Annotated in this window: 23 protein-coding genes; 7 read left to right on the top strand and 16 right to left on the bottom strand. The window is 65.2% G+C overall.

The window, feature by feature from the left end:
- Window positions 1–487: 487 nt before the first annotated feature.
- The 6 genes from tyrS to argH all read right to left on the bottom strand — a co-directional run bounded on the left by tyrS (window position 488) and on the right by argH (window position 7,707).
- Window positions 488–1,804, bottom strand: a complete 1,317-nt coding sequence (gene tyrS, locus ACLQ7E_RS11405) for a tyrosine--tRNA ligase (RefSeq protein ID WP_411732691.1) — start codon at window positions 1,802–1,804, stop codon at window positions 488–490.
- Window positions 1,805–1,833: 29 nt separating this feature from the next.
- Window positions 1,834–4,122 carry a HelD family protein gene (locus ACLQ7E_RS11410; protein ID WP_411732692.1) on the bottom strand — a complete coding sequence of 763 codons (2,289 nt, stop codon included), beginning with the start codon at window positions 4,120–4,122 and terminating at the stop codon, window positions 1,834–1,836.
- Between the two features lie 112 nt (window positions 4,123–4,234).
- A complete protein-coding gene (locus ACLQ7E_RS11415; RefSeq protein WP_411732693.1) occupies window positions 4,235–4,771 on the bottom strand; it encodes an adenine phosphoribosyltransferase in 537 nt (178 codons plus the stop codon).
- A 9-nt stretch (window positions 4,772–4,780) separates the two neighbouring features.
- Window positions 4,781–5,428: a DNA-3-methyladenine glycosylase gene (locus tag ACLQ7E_RS11420; protein WP_411732694.1), complete on the bottom strand. Its 648-nt coding sequence runs from the start codon at window positions 5,426–5,428 to the stop codon at window positions 4,781–4,783.
- Between the two features lie 30 nt (window positions 5,429–5,458).
- Entirely contained in the window at window positions 5,459–6,199 is a 741-nt protein-coding gene (locus tag ACLQ7E_RS11425; protein ID WP_411732695.1) for a maleylpyruvate isomerase family mycothiol-dependent enzyme, read from the bottom strand.
- A gap of 92 nt (window positions 6,200–6,291) precedes the next feature.
- The gene (gene argH / locus ACLQ7E_RS11430) at window positions 6,292–7,707 is read right to left on the bottom strand and encodes an argininosuccinate lyase (protein ID WP_411732696.1); all 1,416 of its coding nucleotides are present in this window, start codon (window positions 7,705–7,707) and stop codon (window positions 6,292–6,294) included.
- Window positions 7,708–7,899: 192 nt separating this feature from the next.
- On the opposite strand from argH, the gene ACLQ7E_RS11435 reads away from it, so the two are divergent.
- On the top strand, window positions 7,900–8,310 hold the full coding sequence (locus tag ACLQ7E_RS11435) for an ankyrin repeat domain-containing protein (protein WP_411732697.1): 411 nt from the start codon (window positions 7,900–7,902) through the stop codon (window positions 8,308–8,310).
- 296 nt (window positions 8,311–8,606) lie between these two features.
- Window positions 8,607–9,167: a macro domain-containing protein gene (locus ACLQ7E_RS11440; protein ID WP_411732698.1), complete on the top strand. Its 561-nt coding sequence runs from the start codon at window positions 8,607–8,609 to the stop codon at window positions 9,165–9,167.
- 127 nt (window positions 9,168–9,294) lie between these two features.
- On the opposite strand, the gene ACLQ7E_RS11445 is transcribed toward ACLQ7E_RS11440, so the two are convergent.
- The 9 genes from ACLQ7E_RS11445 to argC all read right to left on the bottom strand — a co-directional run bounded on the left by ACLQ7E_RS11445 (window position 9,295) and on the right by argC (window position 16,314).
- Complete coding sequence (locus ACLQ7E_RS11445; protein ID WP_411732699.1) at window positions 9,295–9,615, bottom strand: ArsR/SmtB family transcription factor; 321 nt, start codon at window positions 9,613–9,615, stop codon at window positions 9,295–9,297.
- Window positions 9,612–10,052: an ATPase gene (locus tag ACLQ7E_RS11450; protein WP_411732700.1), complete on the bottom strand. Its 441-nt coding sequence runs from the start codon at window positions 10,050–10,052 to the stop codon at window positions 9,612–9,614. The genes ACLQ7E_RS11445 and ACLQ7E_RS11450 overlap by 4 nt, the downstream gene beginning before the upstream one ends.
- 72 nt (window positions 10,053–10,124) lie before the next feature.
- Window positions 10,125–10,304, bottom strand: coding sequence for a hypothetical protein (locus tag ACLQ7E_RS11455; protein WP_411732701.1), 180 nt, complete (start codon window positions 10,302–10,304; stop codon window positions 10,125–10,127).
- A 44-nt stretch (window positions 10,305–10,348) separates the two neighbouring features.
- On the bottom strand, window positions 10,349–10,864 hold the full coding sequence (locus ACLQ7E_RS11460) for an arginine repressor (protein WP_411732702.1): 516 nt from the start codon (window positions 10,862–10,864) through the stop codon (window positions 10,349–10,351).
- On the bottom strand, window positions 10,861–11,829 hold the full coding sequence (gene argF, locus ACLQ7E_RS11465; protein WP_411732703.1) for an ornithine carbamoyltransferase: 969 nt from the start codon (window positions 11,827–11,829) through the stop codon (window positions 10,861–10,863). The genes ACLQ7E_RS11460 and argF overlap by 4 nt, the downstream gene beginning before the upstream one ends.
- A gap of 10 nt (window positions 11,830–11,839) precedes the next feature.
- On the bottom strand, window positions 11,840–13,084 hold the full coding sequence (locus tag ACLQ7E_RS11470; protein ID WP_411732704.1) for an acetylornithine transaminase: 1,245 nt from the start codon (window positions 13,082–13,084) through the stop codon (window positions 11,840–11,842).
- Entirely contained in the window at window positions 13,081–14,007 is a 927-nt protein-coding gene (gene argB, locus ACLQ7E_RS11475; protein ID WP_411732705.1) for an acetylglutamate kinase, read from the bottom strand. Before argB ends, ACLQ7E_RS11470 begins: the two co-directional genes overlap by 4 nt.
- Before the next feature lie 100 nt (window positions 14,008–14,107).
- Entirely contained in the window at window positions 14,108–15,271 is a 1,164-nt protein-coding gene (argJ, locus tag ACLQ7E_RS11480) for a bifunctional glutamate N-acetyltransferase/amino-acid acetyltransferase ArgJ (protein WP_411732717.1), read from the bottom strand.
- An 11-nt stretch (window positions 15,272–15,282) separates the two neighbouring features.
- Window positions 15,283–16,314 carry an N-acetyl-gamma-glutamyl-phosphate reductase gene (gene argC / locus ACLQ7E_RS11485; RefSeq protein WP_411732706.1) on the bottom strand — a complete coding sequence of 344 codons (1,032 nt, stop codon included), beginning with the start codon at window positions 16,312–16,314 and terminating at the stop codon, window positions 15,283–15,285.
- Between the two features lie 155 nt (window positions 16,315–16,469).
- Between argC and ACLQ7E_RS11490 the strand changes: the two genes are divergently transcribed.
- Window positions 16,470–17,438, top strand: coding sequence for a quinone oxidoreductase family protein (locus ACLQ7E_RS11490; protein ID WP_411732707.1), 969 nt, complete (start codon window positions 16,470–16,472; stop codon window positions 17,436–17,438).
- A gap of 288 nt (window positions 17,439–17,726) precedes the next feature.
- Here the strand turns inward: ACLQ7E_RS11490 and ACLQ7E_RS11495 are convergent, their stop codons facing one another.
- Entirely contained in the window at window positions 17,727–18,200 is a 474-nt protein-coding gene (locus tag ACLQ7E_RS11495; protein WP_411732708.1) for a DUF1990 family protein, read from the bottom strand.
- Window positions 18,201–18,395: 195 nt separating this feature from the next.
- Between ACLQ7E_RS11495 and ACLQ7E_RS11500 the strand changes: the two genes are divergently transcribed.
- The 4 genes from ACLQ7E_RS11500 (at window position 18,396) to ACLQ7E_RS11515 (ending at window position 22,906) form a co-directional block, all read left to right on the top strand.
- Entirely contained in the window at window positions 18,396–19,625 is a 1,230-nt protein-coding gene (locus ACLQ7E_RS11500) for an ROK family protein (RefSeq protein ID WP_411732709.1), read from the top strand.
- A gap of 98 nt (window positions 19,626–19,723) precedes the next feature.
- Entirely contained in the window at window positions 19,724–21,016 is a 1,293-nt protein-coding gene (locus ACLQ7E_RS11505) for an ABC transporter substrate-binding protein (protein WP_411732710.1), read from the top strand.
- Between the two features lie 97 nt (window positions 21,017–21,113).
- On the top strand, window positions 21,114–22,019 hold the full coding sequence (locus ACLQ7E_RS11510; protein WP_411732711.1) for a carbohydrate ABC transporter permease: 906 nt from the start codon (window positions 21,114–21,116) through the stop codon (window positions 22,017–22,019).
- Complete coding sequence (locus tag ACLQ7E_RS11515; protein WP_411732712.1) at window positions 22,019–22,906, top strand: carbohydrate ABC transporter permease; 888 nt, start codon at window positions 22,019–22,021, stop codon at window positions 22,904–22,906. Before ACLQ7E_RS11510 ends, ACLQ7E_RS11515 begins: the two co-directional genes overlap by 1 nt.
- Window positions 22,907–22,970 lie beyond the last annotated feature (64 nt).

Genomic DNA, 22,970 nt, shown 5'->3' on the forward strand with positions numbered 1-22,970 from the left:
ACCAATAAAATAAATAAATTGGTATCAACAAACTTGGCACACTATTGAGTTCTCAAACAACAGACGCTTCCAACCTCCACGACCCGGGCTTATGATTCCTGCCGGCGCTTCGCTCTGGAGCAACTTGACTAAGTTATTACATGTTTCTCGCTCTGTCAAATCCGCTTTTTCGCTGATCTGCTTTGCAATAAAACATTTTTCTTTCAACGATAAATCGTTGTTAGAAGAAAGCTTTTATCATTCGCGGCTGGCAGCTTTTCGCTTGCCTTGGCCGCGGCGACTTAGAAAACAATACACAGGTTTCCCGTGCACAGCAAATCGACGGATCCTGCATACGCTCACCCGGGATTCCCCCAAATCAACCGGGTTTATCGACAAACCGGGGCCGAAAAGCAAAAAACCGGGGCGAGGTCGTTGCCGTGATTCACAGCACTCCCCCGCCCCGGCCGAATTACCTTGTCAGCAACCCCGGACTTCACTCCCCTATTTAGGCGACTTCAACAACTGCCAAGTTCTTTTTTCCGCGGCGAACCAAAAGGTAGCGACCGTGCAGAAGTTCCGCCCGGTTTACCACTGCTTCGTGGTCCGAGTACTTCACGTTGTTGACGTAGGCGCCGCCTTCACTGACCGTGCGGCGGGCAGCCGACTTCGATTCAGAAAGGCCGGAAGCCATTAAGACGGAGATGATATCCAGCTCTTCCCCGGTGACGGTGGTGCTTTTGAGCTCCTGGGTTGCCGCGCGAAGCGTTGCCTCGTCCATATCGCCGAGTTCCCCTTGGCCAAAGAGGGCGGCCGAAGCGGCAATGACCTTTTCCGTGGCTTCCACGCCGTGAACCAGCGACGTCACCAGGAAGGCCAGTTCCTTCTGGGCTTTGCGGGCGAACGGACGCTCGGCAACTTCCTGCTCCAGTGCCTCGATCTCGGCACGAGTCAGGAACGTGAAGACCTTCAAGCGGGAAATCGCGTCGGCATCCGCGGTGTTCAGCCAGAACTGGTAGAAGGTGTACGGGCTGCACATCTCCGCATCCAGCCAAATGGCGTTGCCTTCGGACTTGCCGAACTTGGTGCCATCGGAGTTGGTGATCAACGGGGTGCCGTAGGCGTACGCGCTCTTGCCCTCGACCTTGCGAATCAAGTCGGTGCCGCTGGTGAGGTTTCCCCACTGGTCCGAGCCACCGGTCTGCAGGGAGCAACCGTAGAGCTGGTGCAGCTTCAGGTAGTCGTAGCCCTGCAGGACCTGGTAGCTGAACTCGGTGTAGCTGATGCCCTCGTCCGAGTTCAGGCGGGCGGCAACGGTTTCCTTCTTGATCATGGTGCCCACGCGGAAGTACTTGCCGACCTCGCGCAGGAAATCGATGGCGGTCAGGCTGGCGGTCCAGTCAAGGTTGTTGACCATGCGGGCGGCGTTGTCGCCCTCGAAGGAGAGGAAGCGGGAAACCTGCGCCTGCAGCTTGCCCACCCATTCGGCAACCGTTTCCTTGGTGTTCAACACACGCTCGGCCGTCTGGCGCGGATCACCGATCAGGCCGGTGGACCCGCCGACCAGGCCCAGGGGCTTGTGGCCGGCCAGCTGCAGGCGCCGCATGTTCAGCAGCTGAACCAGGTTGCCCAGGTGCAGCGAAGGTGCAGTGGGGTCGAAACCGCAGTAATAGGTAATGGACTCCTCGGAGAGCACCTTTTCCAGCTCGGCTTCATCGGTGGACACGTGGACCAGGCCACGCCACTTCAGTTCCTGCCAGATGTTGGCAAACGACGGATCATTACTTTGTCCCGACAGTGCGGGATTCTGCTCAATTTCAGACACCCTACTAAATTAGCAGTCTCCGCCCGGAATTACGCTTCCGAGTCGATGCCCGCCGGGATCGCGCCCTCGGCCAGAATGCGCAATCGCTGCGTGGTGCGGGTCATCGCAACATACAGGTCCCCGACGCTGCCCTCGACCTCATCGATCAACTCCTGCGGTTCAAGGACAAGCACCACATCGAATTCCAGGCCCTTGGCCTCGCGTGCACCAAGCACCACGATGTCCTGGCTCAGTCCGCCCGAGCCGCTACCCACGCGGCGACCATATTGCTCGACCACCGCGGACCGAACCTGGGCAAGGCGCGGCTCGGGCACGATGACCGCCAGCAGTCCGCCATCGGCGATCGCGACCTCTTCGGGCAGGACCTCGCGCAACTTGGGCAACAACTGGCCCACTTCCAGGCGATCCACCAGCGGCGGCCATTGGCCCTCGCGCACGGCCTTGGGCGTGGAGATCTTAAGCCCCGCGGCATGGGCAACGCGTGTCGCGGCGGCGGCGATCTGCATGGGGGTCCGGTAGTTGACCGTCAATTCCTCGAGGGTGAAGCGCTGGGCCACGAACGGCTTCATGGCCTGGGCCCAGCTGCTGGCGCCCGAGGCCGACGAGGTCTGGGCAATGTCCCCGACCACCGTGAAGGACTTCAGCGGGCAGCGGCGCATCAGCAGTCGCCACTGCATCGGGGAAAGCTCCTGGGCCTCGTCGACCACCACGTGCCCGTAGGCCCAGTTGCGGTCGGCCACCGCACGCTCGGCCGCAGTTTGGCGTGCCTCGGTCTCCTGGTTCATGTCTGCCAGGTCCTGGGCTTCGACCAGCCCGTCGATGCCGGCGTTGAAGAGCATCTCGTTGACGTTGCGCAGGGTCGCCTCGGCGTTTTCCAGGTCGCGCTTGAGCTGCGCCTCGACACCGGCGTCCTTGTTGCCCACGGCCTTGAAGTCGCCGAGCAGGTCAGCGGCCTCGTCCAGCAGCGGCACGTCGGCCTCGGTCCAGGGAGCCCCGGGCTCGCGGTGCAGCGCCTTGAGCTCGCGGGCGTTCAGCTGCGGCGCGGCTGCGGCGAGCAGGTCTTCCTTGGCGAAGAGTTCCTCCAGCAGCGACTGCGGCGTCAGCGGCATCCAGCAAAGGTTCAACGCGATGCGGACATCGCGCGATTCGCGCACTTCCTGGACCAGGTAGCTGCGGTCCACGGCATTGCCGTTGCCCGCGGAATCCTCGAGGACCTGCTGCAGCTGCTCGGCCAGCTCGCGCACCAGGATCTTGGTGAACACCTCGCGGGCCTCGTTGTGCGGCTTGCGGGAGGCGCGCGCCTTCTCGCGGGCATGGCGCACCTGGCCGCGGGTCAGCACCAGCCGGGTACCCTCGACCACGACGCGGCGGTCCTCGGCCAGCAGTCGCTGGCGGTTGGAAACGGCCTTGGCCACGACCTTGGCCATGAAGGCCTTGCCCTTGATGCGGGCGGTCTCCCGGTTGTGCTCGGGCACGGCGCGCAAGCCCGGGTACAGCTCTCCGACCGAGGACATGACCACGCCGGTCTCGCCCAGGGAGGGCAGGACGCGTTCGATGTAGCGCATGAAGGAGGAGGACGGGCCGACCAGCAGCACGCCTGCGCTCTTGAGCCGTTCGCGGTGTTCGTAGAGCAGGAAGGCGGCGCGGTGCAGTGCCACGGCGGTCTTTCCGGTGCCCGGTCCGCCCTGGACCACCAGCACCCCGGCCAGCGGCGCGCGGATGATGCGGTCCTGTTCGGCCTGGATGGTGCCCACGATGTCGCCCATGCGCCCGGTGCGCTTCTGGGTCAAGGCCGCCATCAGCGCGCCCTCGCCCTGGAGGTCGTCGCTTTCGCCGAAGAGATCGGTGTCCAGGACCTCGTCGTCGATTCCCAGCACGGTGCGGCCACGCAGCATCAGGTGCCGGCGGCGGCGCACGCCCTGCCGGTGCAGCGCGGTGGCCTGGTAAAAGGCCGCGGCCTCCGGGGCCCGCCAGTCCACCATCAGGCGCGTGAGGTCCTCGTCGGTCATGCCGATGCGGCCGATGTAGCGCGGCGAACCGTCTTCCTCGCCGGACCGGTTCACGTCTTCGTCCAGGTCCAGCCGGCCGAAGACCAGCCGGTCTTCCACGGCGTTCAGCTGCGCCAGGCGGTCTTCGTACAGTGCGGCGAAGGAGTCGCGTTCTGACACGTTCTGGATGGATCCCTGCGCCCCGCCGCGGCGGGTGCGGGTCAACTGCTCGTGCTTTTCGGCACGCAGTTCATCCAAGCGGGTGTAGAGCATCGAAACGTAGTTGCGTTCGGCTTCGAGCTCCGGTTGAACGGTCGTGGACTCTGGCATTCAGCACTCCCTGATGAAACAAATCGTGGACAGACCAGTTTACGCTCTGTCGCACCGGGTATTTGACAGGACGCCATGGGGCGACCGCTCCGGCGGCGGCAGGCGGGTGTTGCTAGACGAGCTGGAGCGAATGGACCTGCAAGCCGGAGAGCTTTTCGCGCCCGCCCAGGTCCTGCAGCTCAAGGACCACACCGACCCCGATGACCTTGGCGCCGACCATGTCCAGGAGCCGGGCGGCGGAGCCGACGGTGCCGCCGGTGGCAAGCACGTCATCCAGGATCAGCACCCGGGTGCCGGGGGCGACATCGTCGCGGTGCAGTTCCAGGGTCCCGGTGCCGTATTCCAGGGTGTATTCGTCGCGGTGCACCGGCCGCGGCAGCTTTCCCGCCTTGCGCACTGTCACCATGCCGGTTCCCGTGGCGTAGGCCGCGGCTGCAGCCAGCACGAAGCCGCGGGCCTCGAGCCCGGCGATGACGTCGAACTGTCCGGCAAAGGGGGCGACGATCTCATCGACCATGCGGCGCAGTCCCGCCGCGTCGGCGAAGGCCGGGGTCAGGTCCTTGAACGAAATCCCTGCGCTGGGGTAATCGGGAACGATTTCGCACAGTCGGTCAAGGAGGTCGCTTATGGTTTCAGGCTCTGGATTCACCCGACAAGTCTAGTCCCATCCGTCGCGTGCCTTGCGCGCCGCCGCCTTGCGGTACGGCGAGACGCTGGGCTCGCCCGGGAGCCAGAAGCGGTACGGGTACTCTTCTCCGCCCCCTGCTCCCGCCACCCCGGTGCGCGGACCGGCCAGGTAGCCGGTCGGGGAAACGGAAAGATTCTCCAGGCCCAGCCCGGGACCCGGCGGCCCGGCGGTTACGTTGCGGAAGCGTACCGTGTTCTGTTCCAGCGTCAGTCCCAGTCCCTGGGCCAGCCGAGCCGGCCCGCTGAGCAGCTTCGCCTCCGGGCTCTTCGGGTTCCCCCGGCGGGTCAGCACCGTTTCGCGGCCGGAGACGACCTCGCCGGCGCGCATCAGCACTGCCGAGGCGGTCCCCTCGGGCCCGCACACCACGTTGGCGCAATGGTGCATCCCGTAGGTGAAGTACACGTACGCGGTGCCCGGCGGGCCGAAGAGCCCGGTATTGCGTGCAGTCTTTCCGCGGTAGGCGTGGGACCCGGGGTCCAGGGCGCCGCCGTAGGCTTCCACTTCGGTCAGGCGAACCACCACCAACCGCCCGCCAATGAAGGAGGAGACGTGGGCGCCGAGCAGGTGCGGTGCCAATTCCAGTGACGGCAGCCGCAGCAATTCATCGCGCACGCCCATCACCACTCCGCCGTCTCCCGGGATACCAGGCTAGTTGCGGGCCTTCTTCAGCCCGGAGGGCCAGGGGCCCAGCTCCGGAAGATCGGCGCCGTCCGCGTCGGCCGTGGCCTGCACGGGCCCCAGCGGCTTGCGCCCGGCCAGCCAAGCGGCCAGGTCGAAGTCGGTGCCGCTGAGCACCGTGACGTCGTCCCCGTCGCCCAGGGAAATGCGCTGGGCACCGTGCGGCTGAAGGATGTAGCGCCTGGACTCGGGCACCCGCACCGCGAGCTCATCGAAGAGGTGGGCGCAGAACGCCGGTTCCCAGTCGGCGACCGAGTGGGCCAGCAACAGGTCGGAGGAGTGGATGACCAGTTCGCGCCAGATGGCATAAAACAGGTCGTGGACGCTGCCGCTGCCGCGGAACCCCGTGGCAAGGTCCCACTCCCCCGCGCTGATGCCACGGATACTGGTATCCAGTGCGGCCAGGGACTCGTCGGTCCGCGCCACCAAGGCCTCGGCACGCATCAGCGCCGTCATGTCGATGGCCGCGCCCCGGCCCTCGACTCCCCCGTCATACATCGGGAAGGGCTCCTCGGCGCCGGCGGTGTCCAGCTGGCGGGTCGCAGCCCGGCCGAATCCGTCGATGTGGGCCAAAAGGTGGGCGCGCTTCCATCCGGGCAGGGCGCTGGGTTCGGCAGCGGCCGTGGCGTCCACGGTTGCCACCAATGCGCGTAGGGCCGACAGGGAGGTGAGGATCCTGGTCGTCAGGTCCTGTTGTGTGAGCTCACTCATGCTCACACCCTATCCGCAGATGCACCCGGAAATCACGAAGGCGGAGCCCGCCATGTGGTGGGCTCCGCCTGGGGATCGTGGATCGGTGTGCGTTAGCCGGCGTAGCCGCGCACCGGAACCAGCGCGTCCTTCAAGGCCACCAGCTGTGCGGCGACCGCCGAGGGGGCGGTGCCACCCTGGGCACTGCGCGAATTCAGCGAGCCCTCGGTGGACAGCACGGTTCGGACCTCCGGGGTCAGGTGCTCGGAGATCCCTGCATATTCCTCATCGCTCAGGTCCCACAGCTCGACGCCCTTGGACTCGGCCAGCTTCACCGCGGCGCCGGAGAGTTCATGCGCCTCGCGGAACGGCACGCCCTGGCGGACGAGCCACTCGGCGATGTCGGTGGCCAGGGCGAAGCCCAGGGGTGCGAGTTCTGCCATGCGCGGCGTGTTGAACTTCAGCGTGGCGATCATGCCCGAAACCGCCGGGAGCAGCAGTTCAAGGGTGTCGGTCGCGTCGAAGACCGGTTCCTTGTCTTCCTGCAGGTCGCGGTTGTAGGCCAGCGGCAGCGCCTTGAGCGTGGCCAGCAGCCCGGTGAGGTTGCCGATCAGGCGCCCGGCCTTGCCGCGGGCCAATTCGGCCACGTCGGGGTTCTTCTTCTGCGGCATGATCGAGGAGCCGGTGGAGAAGGCGTCGTCGAGGGTGACGAAGGAGAATTCCTTGGTGGCCCAGAGGATGATTTCCTCCGAGACGCGGGAGAGGTCCACCCCGATCATCGCGGCAATCCAGGCGTATTCGGCGAACACGTCGCGGGCTGCGGTGCCGTCGATCGAGTTCCAGACCGCGGAGTTGAAACCGAGTTCGGTGGCCACGGCGTTGGGGTCCAGGCCCAGCGAGGAGCCTGCCAGGGCACCGGAACCGTAGGGGGAAACCGCGGCACGATTGTCCCAGTCGGCCAGGCGCTGGACGTCGCGCAGCATCGCCCAGGCGTGGGCCAGCAGGTGGTGGGAGAGCAGGATCGGCTGTGCGTGCTGCAGGTGGGTGCGTCCGGGCATGGCGGCGTTGGGGTGTGCCTCGGCCTGCTCGATGAGTGCGTCAATGGTGGCCAGGACGCCGCGGGCAATGATGCGGGCGTGGTCGCGCAGGAACATGCGGCCCAGGGTGGCGATCTGGTCGTTGCGCGAGCGGCCGGCGCGCAGCTTGCCGCCCAGCGCGGTTCCGGCGCGCTCGATCAGTCCGCGCTCGAGGGATCCATGGACGTCCTCGTCGGAGTCGGAGGCAACGTAGGCGCCGGAGACGACATCGGCTTCCAGCGAGTCCAGCGCCGCAATCATGCCGGCCAGCTCGGCCTGGTCAAGCAAGCCGGCGGCGTGCAGGACGCGGGCATGGGCGCGGGATCCGGCAATGTCGTAGCGGGCAAGTCGCCAGTCAAAGTGCGTGGACTTGCTCAGCGCCGCCAGTGCGTCCGCCGGGCCTCCGGCAAATCGTCCGCCCCAGAGTGCACCTTCGTTTGTTGCCGATCCCATGTTCATCCTTCCGTGCACCCGTCCCGGGCGCCGGTTCGCGACGTGTCCAAATCCAGTGTCCATCCTAGTGCAGGGCAGTTCCCCGTACCTGGATGCCTCACCGGCTGTCTAATACTTATTCATAAGTCTACATAATTATTCACACCTAATGTCGCCAGCTCCCACCGGGTGGCAGCCCGGTACGATTTGGGTATGACCGATTCGAACACCCCCGACGCGCTGTCAGAAGAAGAGCTCGCGTTCCTGCACTCCATTTTCGACCTGGCCCGCGAGGGAAACACCGAAAAGCTGATGGCCATCCTTGACCAGGGAATCCCTGCGGACCTGACCGACGCCAAGGGCGACACCTTGATGATCCTGGCTGCCTACAACGGCCACGACGAGACCGTCTCCGGCCTGCTCGAGCGCGGCGCCGACATCAACCGCCTCAACGACAAGGGCCAGGGCGCCCTGACCTGCGCGGTGTTCCGCAAGAACGAACCGCTGACCCGGATCCTGTTGGCCAACGGCGCGGACCCTCGCCTCGGCGCCCAAAATGCCTTGGCCGTCGCCCAGATGTTCGACCTGCCCGAGTTCAAGGCAGTGATCGAGGAATACCTCTAGGAGTCGGGCCTGTCACCGCGGGTCTGTGCGGATCCCGGGCACTATACGCCCGGTGCCGGTCCCTTCCCCGGCACCACGCGGCACCGTTTTCCGGCCACGCCCGGAGCACCCCGAACCAACCTAGACCCGCGCCTCCCGCCGGTGTCACACAAGGCCCCCGAGGCCCGGTTTTTGGCCGTCTTTTCGGCTTTGCGCTAGTCACACCTGAGAATCCGCTGTGGGGCCCTCCACAAGATCGGGACTGACGCGTATCGTGGTGTTAATCAGGTGTTCTGGATCACTGACAGGAGCAAGAAATGCATATCGACATCGTGCGTGGAGACATCACCAAACTAAAGGTCGATGCGATCGTCAATGCTGCAAATCCATCCTTGCTCGGTGGCGGCGGCGTCGATGACGCGATCCACGCGGCCGCCGGCCCCGCCCTGCTGGCCGAATGCCGGAAGCTGAGGGCCACGACCCACCCCGACGGAATCGCCTCGGGACTTGCGTTGGCCACCGGCGCCGGCGACCTTCCCGCCAAGTGGGTCATCCACTCCCCCGGCCCGAACCGCCACGTGGGGCAGACCAACCCCAAGACGCTTTCACAGTGCTTCACCAATTCCCTCTACGTCGCTTCACGCCTGGGCGCCACCAGCGTGGCGTTTCCTGCCATCGGGGCAGGGGCCTACGGCTGGGACCCGGTGGATGTTGCCGCGATCGCCGCCCGGGCCATCCACGATTGGTTTGAAATGTACCTGCACTCGACATCGATTCACCGGGTGGTGCTGGTTGCCTACAACGACGAGGTTGAAGCCGCATTCCACAAGGCCTTCGACACCCCGCGCACCGACAGCGAGCTCGTCCACGGGCCATAGCGCGCACCGGCCCACCGGCCGCGCATGACTTTCCTCAGGGGATCCCCGCGCAATCTGCGCGGGGATCCCCTGAGGTCTTTGCGGGATTGGGCCGGTCGCTGCGGCACGCGAATCCAGGCGCACGGGCTCAGCCCGACTCGGCCACTTCGGTCAACTGCGCTTCCGCTCCGAACTGCAAGCCGCCAATGTAGTCGGTCGCCGGATCCAGCCCGTCCAGGACCAATTCAAAAACGATCTCCCTGCCGTAGCGGCGGCTCGTGGCGAGCCCGGCATCGACAAGGATCCTGAGGTGTTTGGCCGTGGCCTGCCGGCTGATACCCAGCGGCGCACTCAGCCGCGAGGCACTGATCGCTTCGTCGCCCAGTAGCTTGAGCATCCGGCGCCGGGTGGCGTCCGAGAGGGCGGCAAAAATCAATTGGGTCGCGGCCGCTTCCGGCTGCCCAATCATTTTCCGCCCAAATAACGCTCCGCCGCGAGCATCTCGGCTTCCCAGCCCCGGGTGTTGGCGCTAATGGCATGCCCGTGCTCATCGGCATCGAATGCGGAGAATCCGGTTTCCATGACCCTCAGCCTTACCGCGCCGGAATGTGTGGGTTCGATCCAGAATTCAACGAGCGTGTTGGGGACCGGGTCGTCCCACTCGTGTCCGCCCAGGGTACGGAACGCAGCGTAGCGCGGGGCATCGAGGGTGACGGTCTCGAATTCGAATTTTCCATAGATTGCGTCGTAAACGGTTGAGAAGGCGCCCTCGGTTTCAATCCGATGCGTCGTGACCGCCCCGCCGTTGACGAACCATCCCGGTTCGCTGATCAGCTCCCAGACGGATTCGGCCGTGGAATTGATGTCAATGGTTGCCTCGATGGCATCCTGGCGCTTGGTGTCCATGTGCTTCCCCTCAGAAAACGCAAAGCCCTTGTGCAACAAAATGGTTGCACAAGGGCCGGGCATCCACAAGGGCTACCGACTGGTAGCCGCGAGGGGCGCCGGGAGCGCCAGGCCCTCCGCGGGACCGGCCCCCGGTGCACTGCCACCGGTGAGCATGCCGCTTGTGCCGACGAGGATGCCGGCGAGGATCGCCAGCAAGATGAGTGCCGCCAAGACTGCACCGAGTATTGCTGCCTTCTTGGAAGGATCCATCCTTGCCTCCTGGAGTCAGGCGATCGTGCGACTGGTCGCTTTCGCTACTGCGGGTCGGCCAGCGCCAGGAAGCGCGCTGCCACCTCGGCCCCGCCGTCGACGTCGCGGGTCACCAGCATGACGGTGTCGTCGCCGGCAATGCACCCAAGGATCTGCGGCATCGTGGAATGGTCGATGGACAGGGCCAGGAAATTTGCCGCACCCGGCGGGGTGCGCAACACCACGATGTTGCCTGAGGCCTCGGCCGTAATCAGCAATTCGGCGCACTGCTTGGCCAGTTTGGCATCGTGCACCTCTTGGCCGACACCGATCTGGGGGCTGCGGTCCCCGCCCTCCTGGCGCACGGCGTAGACAAGTCCCCCGTCGGCCCCGCGCACACGCACCGCACCCAGTTCCACCAGGTCGCGCGACAACGTGGCCTGGGTGACGGCCATGCCGTCCTCTGCCAACAGGGCCACCAGCTCGGCCTGCGAACGCACGGTGCGGGTGGAGAGGATGGCGCTGACCCGCGCCTGGCGCGCGATCTTCGTCGTGGGCTGGAACGATGCGGGAGTGCTCATCGGTTCGAGTTCACTCCCGGCACCTGGGCCAGGTTCGACTTGGCCATCAGCCAGCCCATGATGGCCTTCTGGGCGTGGACGCGGTTTTCGGCCTCGTCAAAGACGACCGACTGGGGTCCGTCGATGACGTCCGCGGAGATCTCGTAGCCGCGGTAGGCCGGCAGGCAGTGCAGCACCACGGCGTCCTTGTCCGCGTGGGCCATGGCCGCCGAATCCACGGCATAGTCGCGGAACAGCTCCATGCGTTCGGCCTTCTCGTCTTCCTGGCCCATGGAAACCCAGGTGTCGGTGGCCACCACGTCCGCGCCGGCCAGGGCCGCTGCGGCGTCGGTGGTGACAGTCACGGAGCCGCCGGTTTCCGCGGCGCGCGCCTCGGCCGCCGCGATGATCCCCGCGGCCGGCAGGTAGCCCTCGGGGCCGGCGATGCGCACGTGCATCCCGGCGGTGACTCCGGCCAGCAGGTATGAGTTGGCCATGTTGTTGGCCGAGTCGCCCAGGTAGGCCATGGACAGGCCGGCCAGCGCGCCCTTGTGCTCGCGCACGGTGAGCAGGTCGGCCAGCAGCTGGCACGGGTGGTAGTCGTCGGAGAGGGCGTTGATGACCGGGACGTTCGAGTTCTCGGCCATTTCCTCCAGGCCGGCCTGGGCATAGGTGCGCCACACGATGGTGGAGACCATGCGCTCGAGGACCTTGGCCGAATCGGAAATCGACTCCTTGTGGCCCAGCTGCGACTCGGCGGAGTTGATGATCAGCGGGGAGCCGCCAAGCTCGGCGATGCCCGCGGCAAAGGACACCCGGGTGCGGGTGGAGGTCTTGTCGAAGAACACCGCCACCGTCTGCGGTCCGGCGTACGGCTTGTAGCCGTACTTGTCCTTCTTCATGGCCACTGCCAGGTCGAGGACCTCGGTCTGTTCGGCCTGGGTGAGGTCAAGGTCGGTCAGGAAGTGGCGAACTGAGATGGTCATGGTTGTGGTCCTATTCCTGGATGCCGGCAACGGCCGCGGCATAAAGTGCCGGCAGCGCTGCTACGAAGGTGTCGAGTTGTTCGGTGGTGACGATCAGGGGAGGTGCCAGGCGCAGCGTGTTCGGGCCCGGGGCATTGATGATGAACCCTGCCTCGAGTGCCGCACCCACCACTGCCGGGGCAACTGCGGCGGCAAGGTCAAGCCCGATGAGCAGCCCCTGGCCGCGGACGGCCGTGACGAATTCCAGCGCGGCAAGTTTCTCCCGCACATCCTCGCCCACGCTTCTCACTTGCGCCAGGAGGTCCTGCGACTCGATGACATGCAAGGTGGCCAGGGCCGCTGCGGTGGCCACGGGGTTTCCGCCGAAGGTGGTTCCGTGCTGGCCGGGGGTGAGCAGCCCGGTGGCCTCGGTGCCGAAGACGATCATCGCGCCAATGGGGAATCCGCCGCCCAGGCCCTTGGCCAGGGTCATGGCGTCGGGGATGACTCCGGCGGAGGCGAACCAGGCGCCGGTGCGGCCGATGCCGGTCTGGACCTCGTCAAAGACCAGCAGCGCGCCTGCAGCTGCGGTGATGTCCCGTGCCGCCTGCAGGTAGCCAGAGGCGAATTCAATGACGCCCGCCTCGCCCTGGATCGGTTCGATGAACACCGCGGCGGTGGTTTCGTCGACCGCGGCACGCAGCGCCTCGATGTCCCCTGCCGGAATCCACTGGACTCCCCCGGGAAGCGGTTCGAAGGGTTCGCGGTAGGCCTGCTTCCAGGTCAGGGCGAGTGCGCCCATGGTGCGGCCGTGGAAGGCGTGCTCGAGGGCGATGATCTTGGTGCGTGGAACCTCGGGCGTGCCGGCGTTGCGGCGTGCCAGCTTGAAGGCCGCCTCGTTTGCCTCGGCGCCCGAGTTGGTGAAGAACACCTTGGAACCTGCAGGTGCCTCGCTGAGCGCCAGGAGCTTTTCGGCGAGCGCGATCTGGGTGGGGCTGGTGAAGAAGTTGGAGATGTGTCCCAGGGTTGCCAGCTGGGAGGAAATCACCGAGGTGAGCAGCGGGTGGGCGTGGCCCAGGGCGTTGACGGCGATCCCGGAGAGCAGGTCAAGGTATTCCTTGCCGTCGGCGTCCCACACGTGGCATCCGGCCCCGCGCACCAGCACCCGTTGCGGGGTGCCGAAGACGCCCAGCAGCGAGTGGTTGTAGCGGGCCAGCAGCTCGCTGCCGGCCAGGACGCCCAGGGCTCCCGTTTCCTGTTCAATGATCTCGTTCATGCCTTGTCCTTCGGAATGATTTGGGTTCCGACGCCGGCGGAGGTGAAGACCTCCAGCAGCATGGAGTGTGGTTGGCGGCCGTCGACGATGTGGGCCTGGCCCACGCCTTCGTCCACGGCCTTGAGGCAGGCGGCCATCTTGGGGATCATCCCCGATTCGAGCTTGGGCATCAGGGCGCGCAGCTGCTCGGAATCCAGCGAGGAGATCAGCGAGGTCCTGTCGGGCCATGCCGCATACAGCCCCTCCACGTCGGTGAGGATCACCAGCTTGGAGGCGCCCAGGGCGCTGGCCAGGGCCGCGGCGGCGGTGTCGGCGTTGACGTTGAGCACCTGCCCGGTGGGGTTGTCCTTCTCGTCGACCTCCGGTGCCACGGTGGAGACCACCGGGATCTTCCCTGCCGCGAGCAAATCAAGGATCTGGTCGGGCTTGACCCCTGTCACCTCGCCCACGAGTCCCAGGTCAACGTGCTGTCCGGCAATGTAGGTGCCGGTGCGCACGGCACGGAGCAGGGCGCCGTCTTCGCCGGAGAGTCCCACGGCGTAGGGGCCGTGGGAGTTGATCAGGCCGATGAGTTCGCGCTGCACCTGGCCGGTGAGCACCATCCTGACCACGTCCATGGCCTCGGGGGTGGTGACGCGCAGCCCGCCCTTGAATTCGGAGGTGATGCCCAGTCGGGCCAGCATGGAGTTGATCTGCGGGCCTCCCCCGTGCACGACCACCGGGTTGATGCCCACATGGCGCAAAAAGACGATGTCTTCGGCAAAGGCGCGGCGCAACTCCTCGTTGATCATGGCGTTGCCGCCGTATTTGATCACCATGGTGGTTCCGGCAAAGCGCTGGATCCAGGGCAGTGCCTCGATCAGGGCCTCGGCCTTGCGCTGTGCCACGTCCATGGGCGTTGGCGTGGGTTTGTTCTCAGACATGCTCTTAGGTGCTTCCTCACTGAAACGATTGAGCCAAGTGGTGGTGCCCCGTGGGGGGCGGGTTCGAATCCCGCCACCCCCCACGGGGCGCTGCCGTCGCCTAGCTGCTGTAGGCCGAATTCTCGTGGCCGTAGTCGTGGGTCAGGTCGTTGGTCCACAGGCTGGCTTCCTGCATGCCGGCGTTGAGGTCGATTTCCACCAGGACGTTGCGGCCTGCCAGGTCCACGAGGTTGCGGTCCTCGCCTACCCCGCCCTTGCGGCAGACCTGGACGCCGTTGATGGACACGTTCAGCTCGTCCGGCTCGAAGGCGGCCTGGGTGGTCCCCACTGCGGAGAGCACCCGGCCCCAGTTGGGGTCCTGGCCGAAGATCGCGGTCTTGAACAGGTTGGAGCGCGCCACGGTCCGGGAGACCTCCACCGCGTCGTCCTCGGTGGCTGCATTGAAGGTGCGGATGGTGATTTCGTGGGCGGCGCCCTCGGCGTCGGAAATCAGCGCCTTGGCCAACCCGACACAGACCTCGGTCAGTCCGGCGGTGAATTCGGTTTCGTCGGGGGTGGTGCCGCTGGCACCGGAGGACATCAGGATCACGGTGTCGTTGGTCGACATGCAGCCATCGGAGTCGGCCCTGTCGAAGCTGACGCGGGTGGCCTCGCGCAGCGCGGCGTCGAGCTGGGCGGATTCCAGGACCGCGTCGGTGGTGATGACCACCAGCATCGTGGCCAGCCCGGGGGCGAGCATGCCCGCGCCCTTGGCCATGGCACCGATGCCGTACCCGGTGCCGGTGAACCCTGCCTGCTTGCTCACGGTGTCGGTGGTCATGATGGCGGCGGCTGCCGCCGCTCCCCCGTCGAACTCGTTGCCCGTCCCCAGTGCCGCGGCAGCCGCGTCCACGCCGGGCAGGATCTTCTCCATGGGCAGTTGCTCTCCGATCAGCCCGGTGGAGCAGACCAGCACGTCCCCGCTGGAAACGCCCAGGACCGTGGCGACGTATTCGGCGGTGGCGTGGGTGTTGGCAAAGCCTTCGGGGCCGGTGCAGGCGTTGGCGCCGCCGGAGTTCAGCACCACGGCGTCGGCCCGGCCGTCGGAGATGACCTGGCGCGACCAGTGCACCGGGGCCGCGGCCACGCGGTTGGAGGTGAACACTGCAGCTGCGTCAAAGCGCGGGCCGTTGTTGCGCACCAATGCCAGGTCGGGGTTTCCCGAGGCCTTGAGTCCGGCGGTGATGCCCGAGGCGCTGAAGCCTGCGGGGAAGGTGATACCCATTGGTGCGTTGCTCACGGTGCTACTCCTTCAAGTGCCAGGCCGGCGGTTTCGTTCAGGCCCAGGGCGATGTTCATGGATTGGACGGCACCGCCGGCGGTGCCCTTGGTGAGGTTGTCGATGACGGCGGAGACGATCACGCGGCCCGCGTGCGGGTCGAACGCCAACTGGATCTGCGCGTGGTTGGAGCCCATGACCGAGGAGGTTGCGGGCCACTGGCCCTCGGGCAGCACGTGCACGAACGGCTCGTCCTTGTAGGCAGCTGTCCACGCGGCGCGCAGCGTTGCCTCGTCCACGCCCGACTTGACCTTGGCGGTCGCGGTGGTGAGGATGCCGCGGGGCATCGGTGCCAGGGTCGGGGTGAAGGACACCGTCACCGGAACGCCGGCTGCCTTGGACAGGCCCTGTTCCATCTCCGGGGTGTGGCGGTGGGATCCACCCACGCCGTAGGGGTTCATGGAACCCATGACCTCGGAGCCAATGAGGTTCACCTTGGCGCTCTTTCCGGCGCCGGAGGTTCCCGAGGCGGAAACCACGACCACGTCGTCGGGTTCCAGGAGGTTGGCGGCAAAGCCCGGCGCGAGGGCCAGCTGGACGGAGGTCGGGTAGCAACCGGGCACCGCGATGCGCTTGGCGCCGACGAGCAGGGCCCGGGCACCGGGCAGCTCCGGCAGGCCGTAGGGCCAGGTGCCGGCGTGGGACGAGCCGTAGAACTTTTCCCAGGCCTCCGGGGATTCGAGGCGGTGGTCCGCGCCGGCGTCGATGACCAGGGTGTCCGCAGGAAGCTGGGCGGCAATTTCGGCGCTGTGCCCGTGCGGCAGGGCAAGGAAGACGACGTCGTGGCCGCTCAGCTGCTCGACGGTGGTCTCGACCAGGATTCGGTCGGCCAGGGAATGCAGGTGCGGGGCGAGCTCGCCCAGTCGCTGCCCGGCATTCGAGTGGGCGGTGATCGCACCGATGGTCACGTCGGGGTGGTTGGCCAGCAAGCGCAAGACCTCGCCGCCGGCATACCCACTGGCTCCGGATACAGCTACTGAAATCGTCATGAATCAACCCTACTACGCATTTATGCATGATAGCTAATAAATATTCATTTCCTGGGGAGCCACAAGGCAACATCGCCGCCCGGGGAACGGGCCCCACGGGCCCCGAACGCTAGGGTGGAAACAAAGCACAAGAGCAGACCCAAGGAGTCCCACACGTGAGTTCCCATGCAATTATCGCCCGCCAGGCCGGTGGACCCGAAGTATTCGAGTATGTTGCGTCCCCGATTCCCTCCCCCGGACCCGGACAGCTGCTGGTCAAGGTCGCCGCAGTCGGCGTGAACTTCATCGAGACGTACCAGCGCTCGGGCGTGTACAACGTCCGATACCCCTTCACCCCGGGCAGCGAATGTGCCGGCACCGTCGAGGCTATCGGCGCGGGCGTCACCGATTTCGCCGTCGGCGACCGGGTGACCACCACCGAGGGGTCCCAGACCTATGCCACCCACACGCTGCTGGATGCCGACAAGGCCCTTCCCGTCCCGGAGAACGTTTCGCTGGAAACCGCCGGGGCGCTGCCGCTGCAGGGCATCACCGCCCACTACCTGATCAATTCCAGCTACAACGTGCAACCGGGCGACACGGTGCTCACCTATGCCGGAGCCGGCGGTGTGGGGCTGCTGTTGATCCAGCTGCTGAAGCTGCGCGGGGCCACCGTCATCACCACCACCTCGACCGAGGAAAAGGCCGAACTGGCGCGAGCCGCCGGCGCCGACCACGTCCTGTCCTACGACGAGGTCCCCACGCGCGTCCGCGAGATCACCGGCGGGAAGGGAGTCGATGCCGTGTACGACGGCATCGGCAAGGACACCTTCGACGATTCCCTGGGGGCCCTCAAGATCCGCGGCACCCTGGTGCTCTTCGGCGGGGCCTCGGGCCAGGTACCGCCCTTTGACCTGCAGCGCCTGAACGCCCACGGTTCGCTGACCGTGACCCGTCCCAAGGTCGCCGACTTCCTGCTGGATGCCAAAGAGCGACGCTGGCGCTCCGGCGAGCTCTTTGAACTGGTCTCCGCCGGCAAGCTCGATGTCCGCATCGGCGCACGCTTCCCGCTGGCCGAGGCGGGGGCAGCCCACACGGCCCTCGAATCCCGCGCCACCACCGGAAAGGTCATCCTGGTCCCGTAACCACGAACCAGCCGTTGCAGCACGCCACGGGCCGCCCCTTGGGAACAAAGATTCCCGGGCGGCGGCCCGCGTTGCGCTTGCCCGGAATCAGTGGCGGGAGAACGAGGGCAGCGTGGTCCAGGACCTCGCGGCAACGGAGAAGTTCCTTGTCGAACTCCGACTCAGGGCACTGCTCGAGGGCGATTGCGTGGACCGGGTGGCGAAACACTGGAGAGATGGCCACGCGGATCCGGTTGGAATTCTCCGCGCCGGTTCGCCCAAGGCCCTGCCGTCTCGCCGCGAGGGAGGTTAACGCAGTGCGCGGAGGTATCTCCAGCGTACGATTCTCTGCACGATAAGAAGCACCGGGAACAGAGCCCGCCAAGGTTGCTGTGGCGCCGCCCGGGTGAGGGATCGCACGGTGAGGTGCACTTCATCGCCGTCGCGGCTCACAACAAATGCCTCCTCACCGCAAACGGGATGTCCCGGCAGGGTTCGGTAGGCGAATCCGACTCGCCCCGGCTCGTCCACGACGGAGACGACTTCCACCGGTTCAACGACGCTGAGGCCGAACAGTCGCGCCGTGACGTCTACACGGTCGCCCTGCCTCACCGAAGAAGTTGAACTCACCGTGAAGCCGCTCGCCGTCTTCACTCCCCAGCGCAGCACATCCACGATGACGCGTTCCCAAACCAAGTCCCCCGTCCCAATGAATGACGAGACTTCCGAGCGACGATATTCGCCGTCATCGGGCGGCCAATAGCCAAGATCCGGACTCGTCATCTGCCATTCTCCTCATAGTGCCGGCGGGCGCCCGACCAGATGGGCCTTGGGTCCATTCCTACTACAGTCCTGTCCCGGGGCGCACGTTTTGACCCACCCAGGAATCGACGATTTTTCATTCAAGAAAAAACACCATCGATTAATCTTGCGTTCAACTCTTGACCACAAGTGCATCCGTAACGCACGCTACTAGGCATGAGTGCAGATCAACGCAACTCCCTCGGCGGGACAAACCCCGGCTCACAGTCGGCACTACGCGAACTCAACGAAGAACGCGTCCTGTCGGTGTTGCGCAACCACGGAACTCTGACCCAGGCCGCATTGGCCCGCGCGACAGGGCTTTCCACCGCCACCATCTCAAATATCGTCAAGAGCCTGGTGGCGGCGAATCGCGCTGAGGCCTCCCCCACCACCAGCTCGGGGCGCCGCGCGATAGGCGTCAGCGTCATTGATGCGGCCGACGTAGCCGTTGGCATCGACTTTGGCCGCAGCCACGTTCGGGTGGTGCTCGCGCGCTCCGGATTCCGCCTTCTGGGCGAGGAACATACCGCGCTGCCGGTGGGTCACCGCGCAGAGGAAAGCATTTCCATCGCCGCCGGCATGCTCAAAAAACTCCGCGCGGATCTCGGCATCGAACACAGCCAGTTGCTGGGCGCGGGAATCGGCATCCCCGGACCCATTGACCACAGAACCATGACCGTCATCCGCGGTGCGATACTCCCGGAATGGGTGGGGATTGACATTGCATCCCAACTTCAGGCGGCGCTCGATTTGCCCGTATTCATTGACAATGATTCAAATTTGGGTGCTCTGGCGCAAATAACCTGGGGCGAGCACCAGGTCTGCGCGAACCTCTGTTTTCTCAAGATCGGCAGCGGCATCGGATCCGGGCTCATCCTCAATGGCGCCCTGCATTACGGAAGCATCGGGGTCACGGGAGAAATCGGGCACTCAACGATCTTCGATCAGGGGCTCATCTGTCGCTGCGGCAACCGCGGATGCCTCGAGACGGTTGCCTCCACCGGCATCATCATCGAGCTCCTGAGCCGCGCGGAGGGCGTTCCGATCACGATCGAGAGCATCATTGAGCGGGCCCACGCGGGGGATTCCGCAACGCTGCGAATCATTGGAGATCTCGGATCGGCGGTGGGCCACGCCCTGGCCAACGTCGCAAACCTGCTCAGTCCCGAAGTCATCGTCGTCGGCGGCCCGCTTGCCCCCCTAGGCGAAATCCTTTTGGAGCCCATCCGTCGGGGCTTGTTACGCCATGCCATCCCGGTGATTGGCGAGAACACTGCGGTCTGCATGGCCTTGCTTGGTGATCGAGCCGAGGCCCTCGGAGCCGCGGCACTTGTCCTGCGCCGAGGTCAAGTTCCTTCATTCGTGGCGCCACTTCCGCCAACGATTCAAGAAAGTTTGCGTTAAGTAGTTGACGACAAAGTGTGATGCGGGTAACCATTAGGTGATCACGAGCACACCGCTCGACAATTTCTCACATTTTCAAACAACTCATGGAGGCAGATATGCGCCGTCGTCTTACGCTCATTGCAGCGGCCGCAACATTGGGACTCACCCTCGCCGGATGTGGCGGTGGCGCCGAAACGCCGACTGAATCGGGCGCCCCCGCCAGCGAGGCCACAGGCAACGTTGGCGTGTTCACCTGGTGGGCCGACGGTTCCGAGAAGGTCGGACTTGACGCCCTAGTCAAGGTCTTCAACGAGGACTATTCAAACCTGACGTTCGACAACCTGGCTGTCGCAGGCGGTGCAGGAACCCAGGCCAAGAGCGTGCTGGCAGCCCAGCTGAAGGCCGGAACCCCGCCGGATTCCTTCCAGGCCCACGCCGGCGCAGAGCTGCAGGACTACATCGATGCCGAACAGCTTGAGGATCTCACCGGCTTCTACGCCGACAACAAGCTCACCGACCAGTTCCCCAAGGACCTGATCGACCGGCTCACCGTCGATGGAAAGATCTACTCGGTTCCTTCCAACGTCCACCGTTCAAACGTCGTCTGGGCCAACGTCGATGTGCTGAAGGATGCCGGATTGGACCCGACCAAGCCCGCCGAAAGCCTGGACGCCTGGATTGCCGACCTAGAAAAGGTCAAGGAAAGCGGCAAGACCCCGTTGGCAGTCGCCGGATCCTGGACCCAGGTGCAGCTCTTTGAGAACGTCCTGCTCTCCAGCCTCGGCGTCGATGGCTACAACGGGCTCTGGGACGGTGCGACCGATTGGAAGGGCGCGGATGTCACCAAGGCGATCGAGTCCTACAAGACGGTCCTGAGCTACACCAACACCGACCGCGATTCACTCAGCGACTGGGCACCTGCCACGCAGCTGGTCCAGGACGGTGCCGCAGCCTACAACCTCATGGGTGACTGGGCCGAAGCCAAGTTCGCCCAGGACGGCGATGTGGCAGGCACCGACTACGCCTACTTCCCGATGCCGGGAACCCAGGGTGTCTTCAACTTCCTCGCGGACTCCTTCACCCTGCCGGTTGGCGCCCCCAACCCGGCCGGAGCCAAGGCTTGGCTGACCACGATCGGTTCGGCCGAGGGCCAGACCGCCTTCAACAAGGCCAAGGGATCGATTCCGGCCAACACGACGGCTGTGACCGATGATTTCTCCGACTACCAAAAGAGCGCCATCACCGATTTCTCGCAGGACAAGATCGTCTCCTCGCTGGCCCACGGCGCCGCGGTGCCATTGGCATGGCTCAACGAGCTCAGCACCGCAGTGAGCAAGTTCGGCGGCGACACCAACGTTGCGGCGCTGCAGGATTCCGCTGCCGCAACCGCAGAGAAGTTCGGCAAGTAAGCACACACCACCACGCAGTTGGGGGCGGTCAGAGCCAACACGGTTGGCGATACCGCCCCCAAATGTCTGAGACGCCATTTTCTTTCGAAAGGAAACCATGTTTACGCGCGTAAAACATTGGGGACCGGGACTGCTGCTCCTGACACCCACCATCATCCTCATTGGCGTCTTCGTTTACTGGCTCATCATTGAGAACTTCCGTGTCAGTCTCACCAACCAGCACACCGCCAAGCCCAGCGACGACTACGTCGGCTTCTCGAACTACACCAACCTGCTGGCCGACCCGAACTTCCAGCACTCGCTGTGGAACCTGCTGATCCTCACCGTCGTCTTCCTCGCCGGAACGCTGATCTTCGGTTTCCTCTGGGCCTGGATGCTGGACAAACCGGCCAAGGGCGAGGGATTCTTCCGCGCCGTGTACCTCTTCCCCATGTCCGTCTCGTTCATTGCCTCGGGTGTGGTGTGGCGCTGGTTGCTCTCCAGCCTCCAGACCGACCAGCCCGGCGGTGAACGCACGACGGGCCTGAACCGGCTGCTCGATTCGGTGGGCCTGGGATTCATGCAGAACGATTGGTGGTCCAACCCCACCTGGGGCATTGCCGCCATCGCCGTCCCTGCCATCTGGCAACTCTCCGGATACGTCATGGCCCTCTTCCTGGCCGGCTTCCGGGGCATCCCCGAGGAACTGCGCGAGGCGGCACGCATTGACGGCTGCAGCGAATGGAAGCTCTACCGACATGTGATCTTCCCGCAGCTGAACCCCGTCATGCTTTCGGCGGTCATCATCATCGGTCACATGTCGCTGAAGCTCTTCGACCTGATCCGCGCCATCGTCCCCGACGCCAACACCTACGCCGTGCAGGTCCCGGCGACCATGATGTGGGTCAAGTACATCGGCAGCGACTACGCCGATGCCGCGGCGATCGGCATGATCCTGCTGGTGCTCGTGGCACTGGTCGTGGTTCCCTACCTCATGTACACCTCGCGAGCGGAGAAGCGCTAATGGCCACCTCGATCCTTGACCGATCCTCGGCACCGGCACCGCTGCCCGCGGCGAGCGCCCCGAACTCCGGGCGCCGCCGCATCAACCGCACCCTGAAGTACGCGTTGCTGCTGCTTTTCGTGATCGTGGTCCTGATCCCCGCCTATGTCCTGTTCATCACCAGTTTCAAGGGCACCGCAGACGCGGATCCGTCCCGGGCATGGTTCCTGCCCACCACTTGGGAAACCGGCGGATGGTCCAAGGCCTGGACCACCCTGGCCCCGGCCCTGGGCAGGACCTTCGCACTGGTGATTCCGGCGGCCATCATTTCGGCGACACTGGGCTCCATCAACGGCTATGTGCTCTCCAAGTGGCGTTTCCCCGGCGCCAACGTGGTGTTCACGCTGATCCTCTTTGGCATGTTCATCCCCTACCAGGCCGTCATGATTCCGCTGACCCAGCTGATGAGCGACATCGGGGTGCCGCAAGGCATCCCCTCGCTGCTGGTCCTGCACATCGTCTACGGCTTGCCGATCTGTACGCTGATCTTCCGCAACTACTACGAATCGGTTCCTTCCGAACTCATCGAGGCGGCCCGCATGGACGGGGCGGGAATCCTGCGCACCTACGCCTCGGTGATCTTCCCAATCTCCGCACCGGGTTTCGTCGTCGTGTTGATCTGGCAGTTCACCTCCGCCTGGAACGACTACCTGTTCGCGGCCTTCTTCTCCTCCGGACGCAACGGGCCTGTCACGATCGCCCTGAGCTTCCTGGCCGGCGGCCAGCTCACCGACTACGCGGCATCCATGGCGGGTGCGTTGATCGCCTCGGTGCCGACGCTGGTCGTCTACATCCTGCTGGGCAAGTACTTTGTCGGCGGGCTGATGAGCGGCTCGGTCAAGGGCTGATTCACTTCAGTGCCATTGCCCCACGCGGGGGCGTTCGCCATTCCGGCGAGCGCCCCCGCGTTTT

The sequence above is a fragment of the Paeniglutamicibacter sp. genome, assembly GCF_046714615.1.
Classification (GTDB): Bacteria; Actinomycetota; Actinomycetes; order Actinomycetales; family Micrococcaceae; genus Paeniglutamicibacter.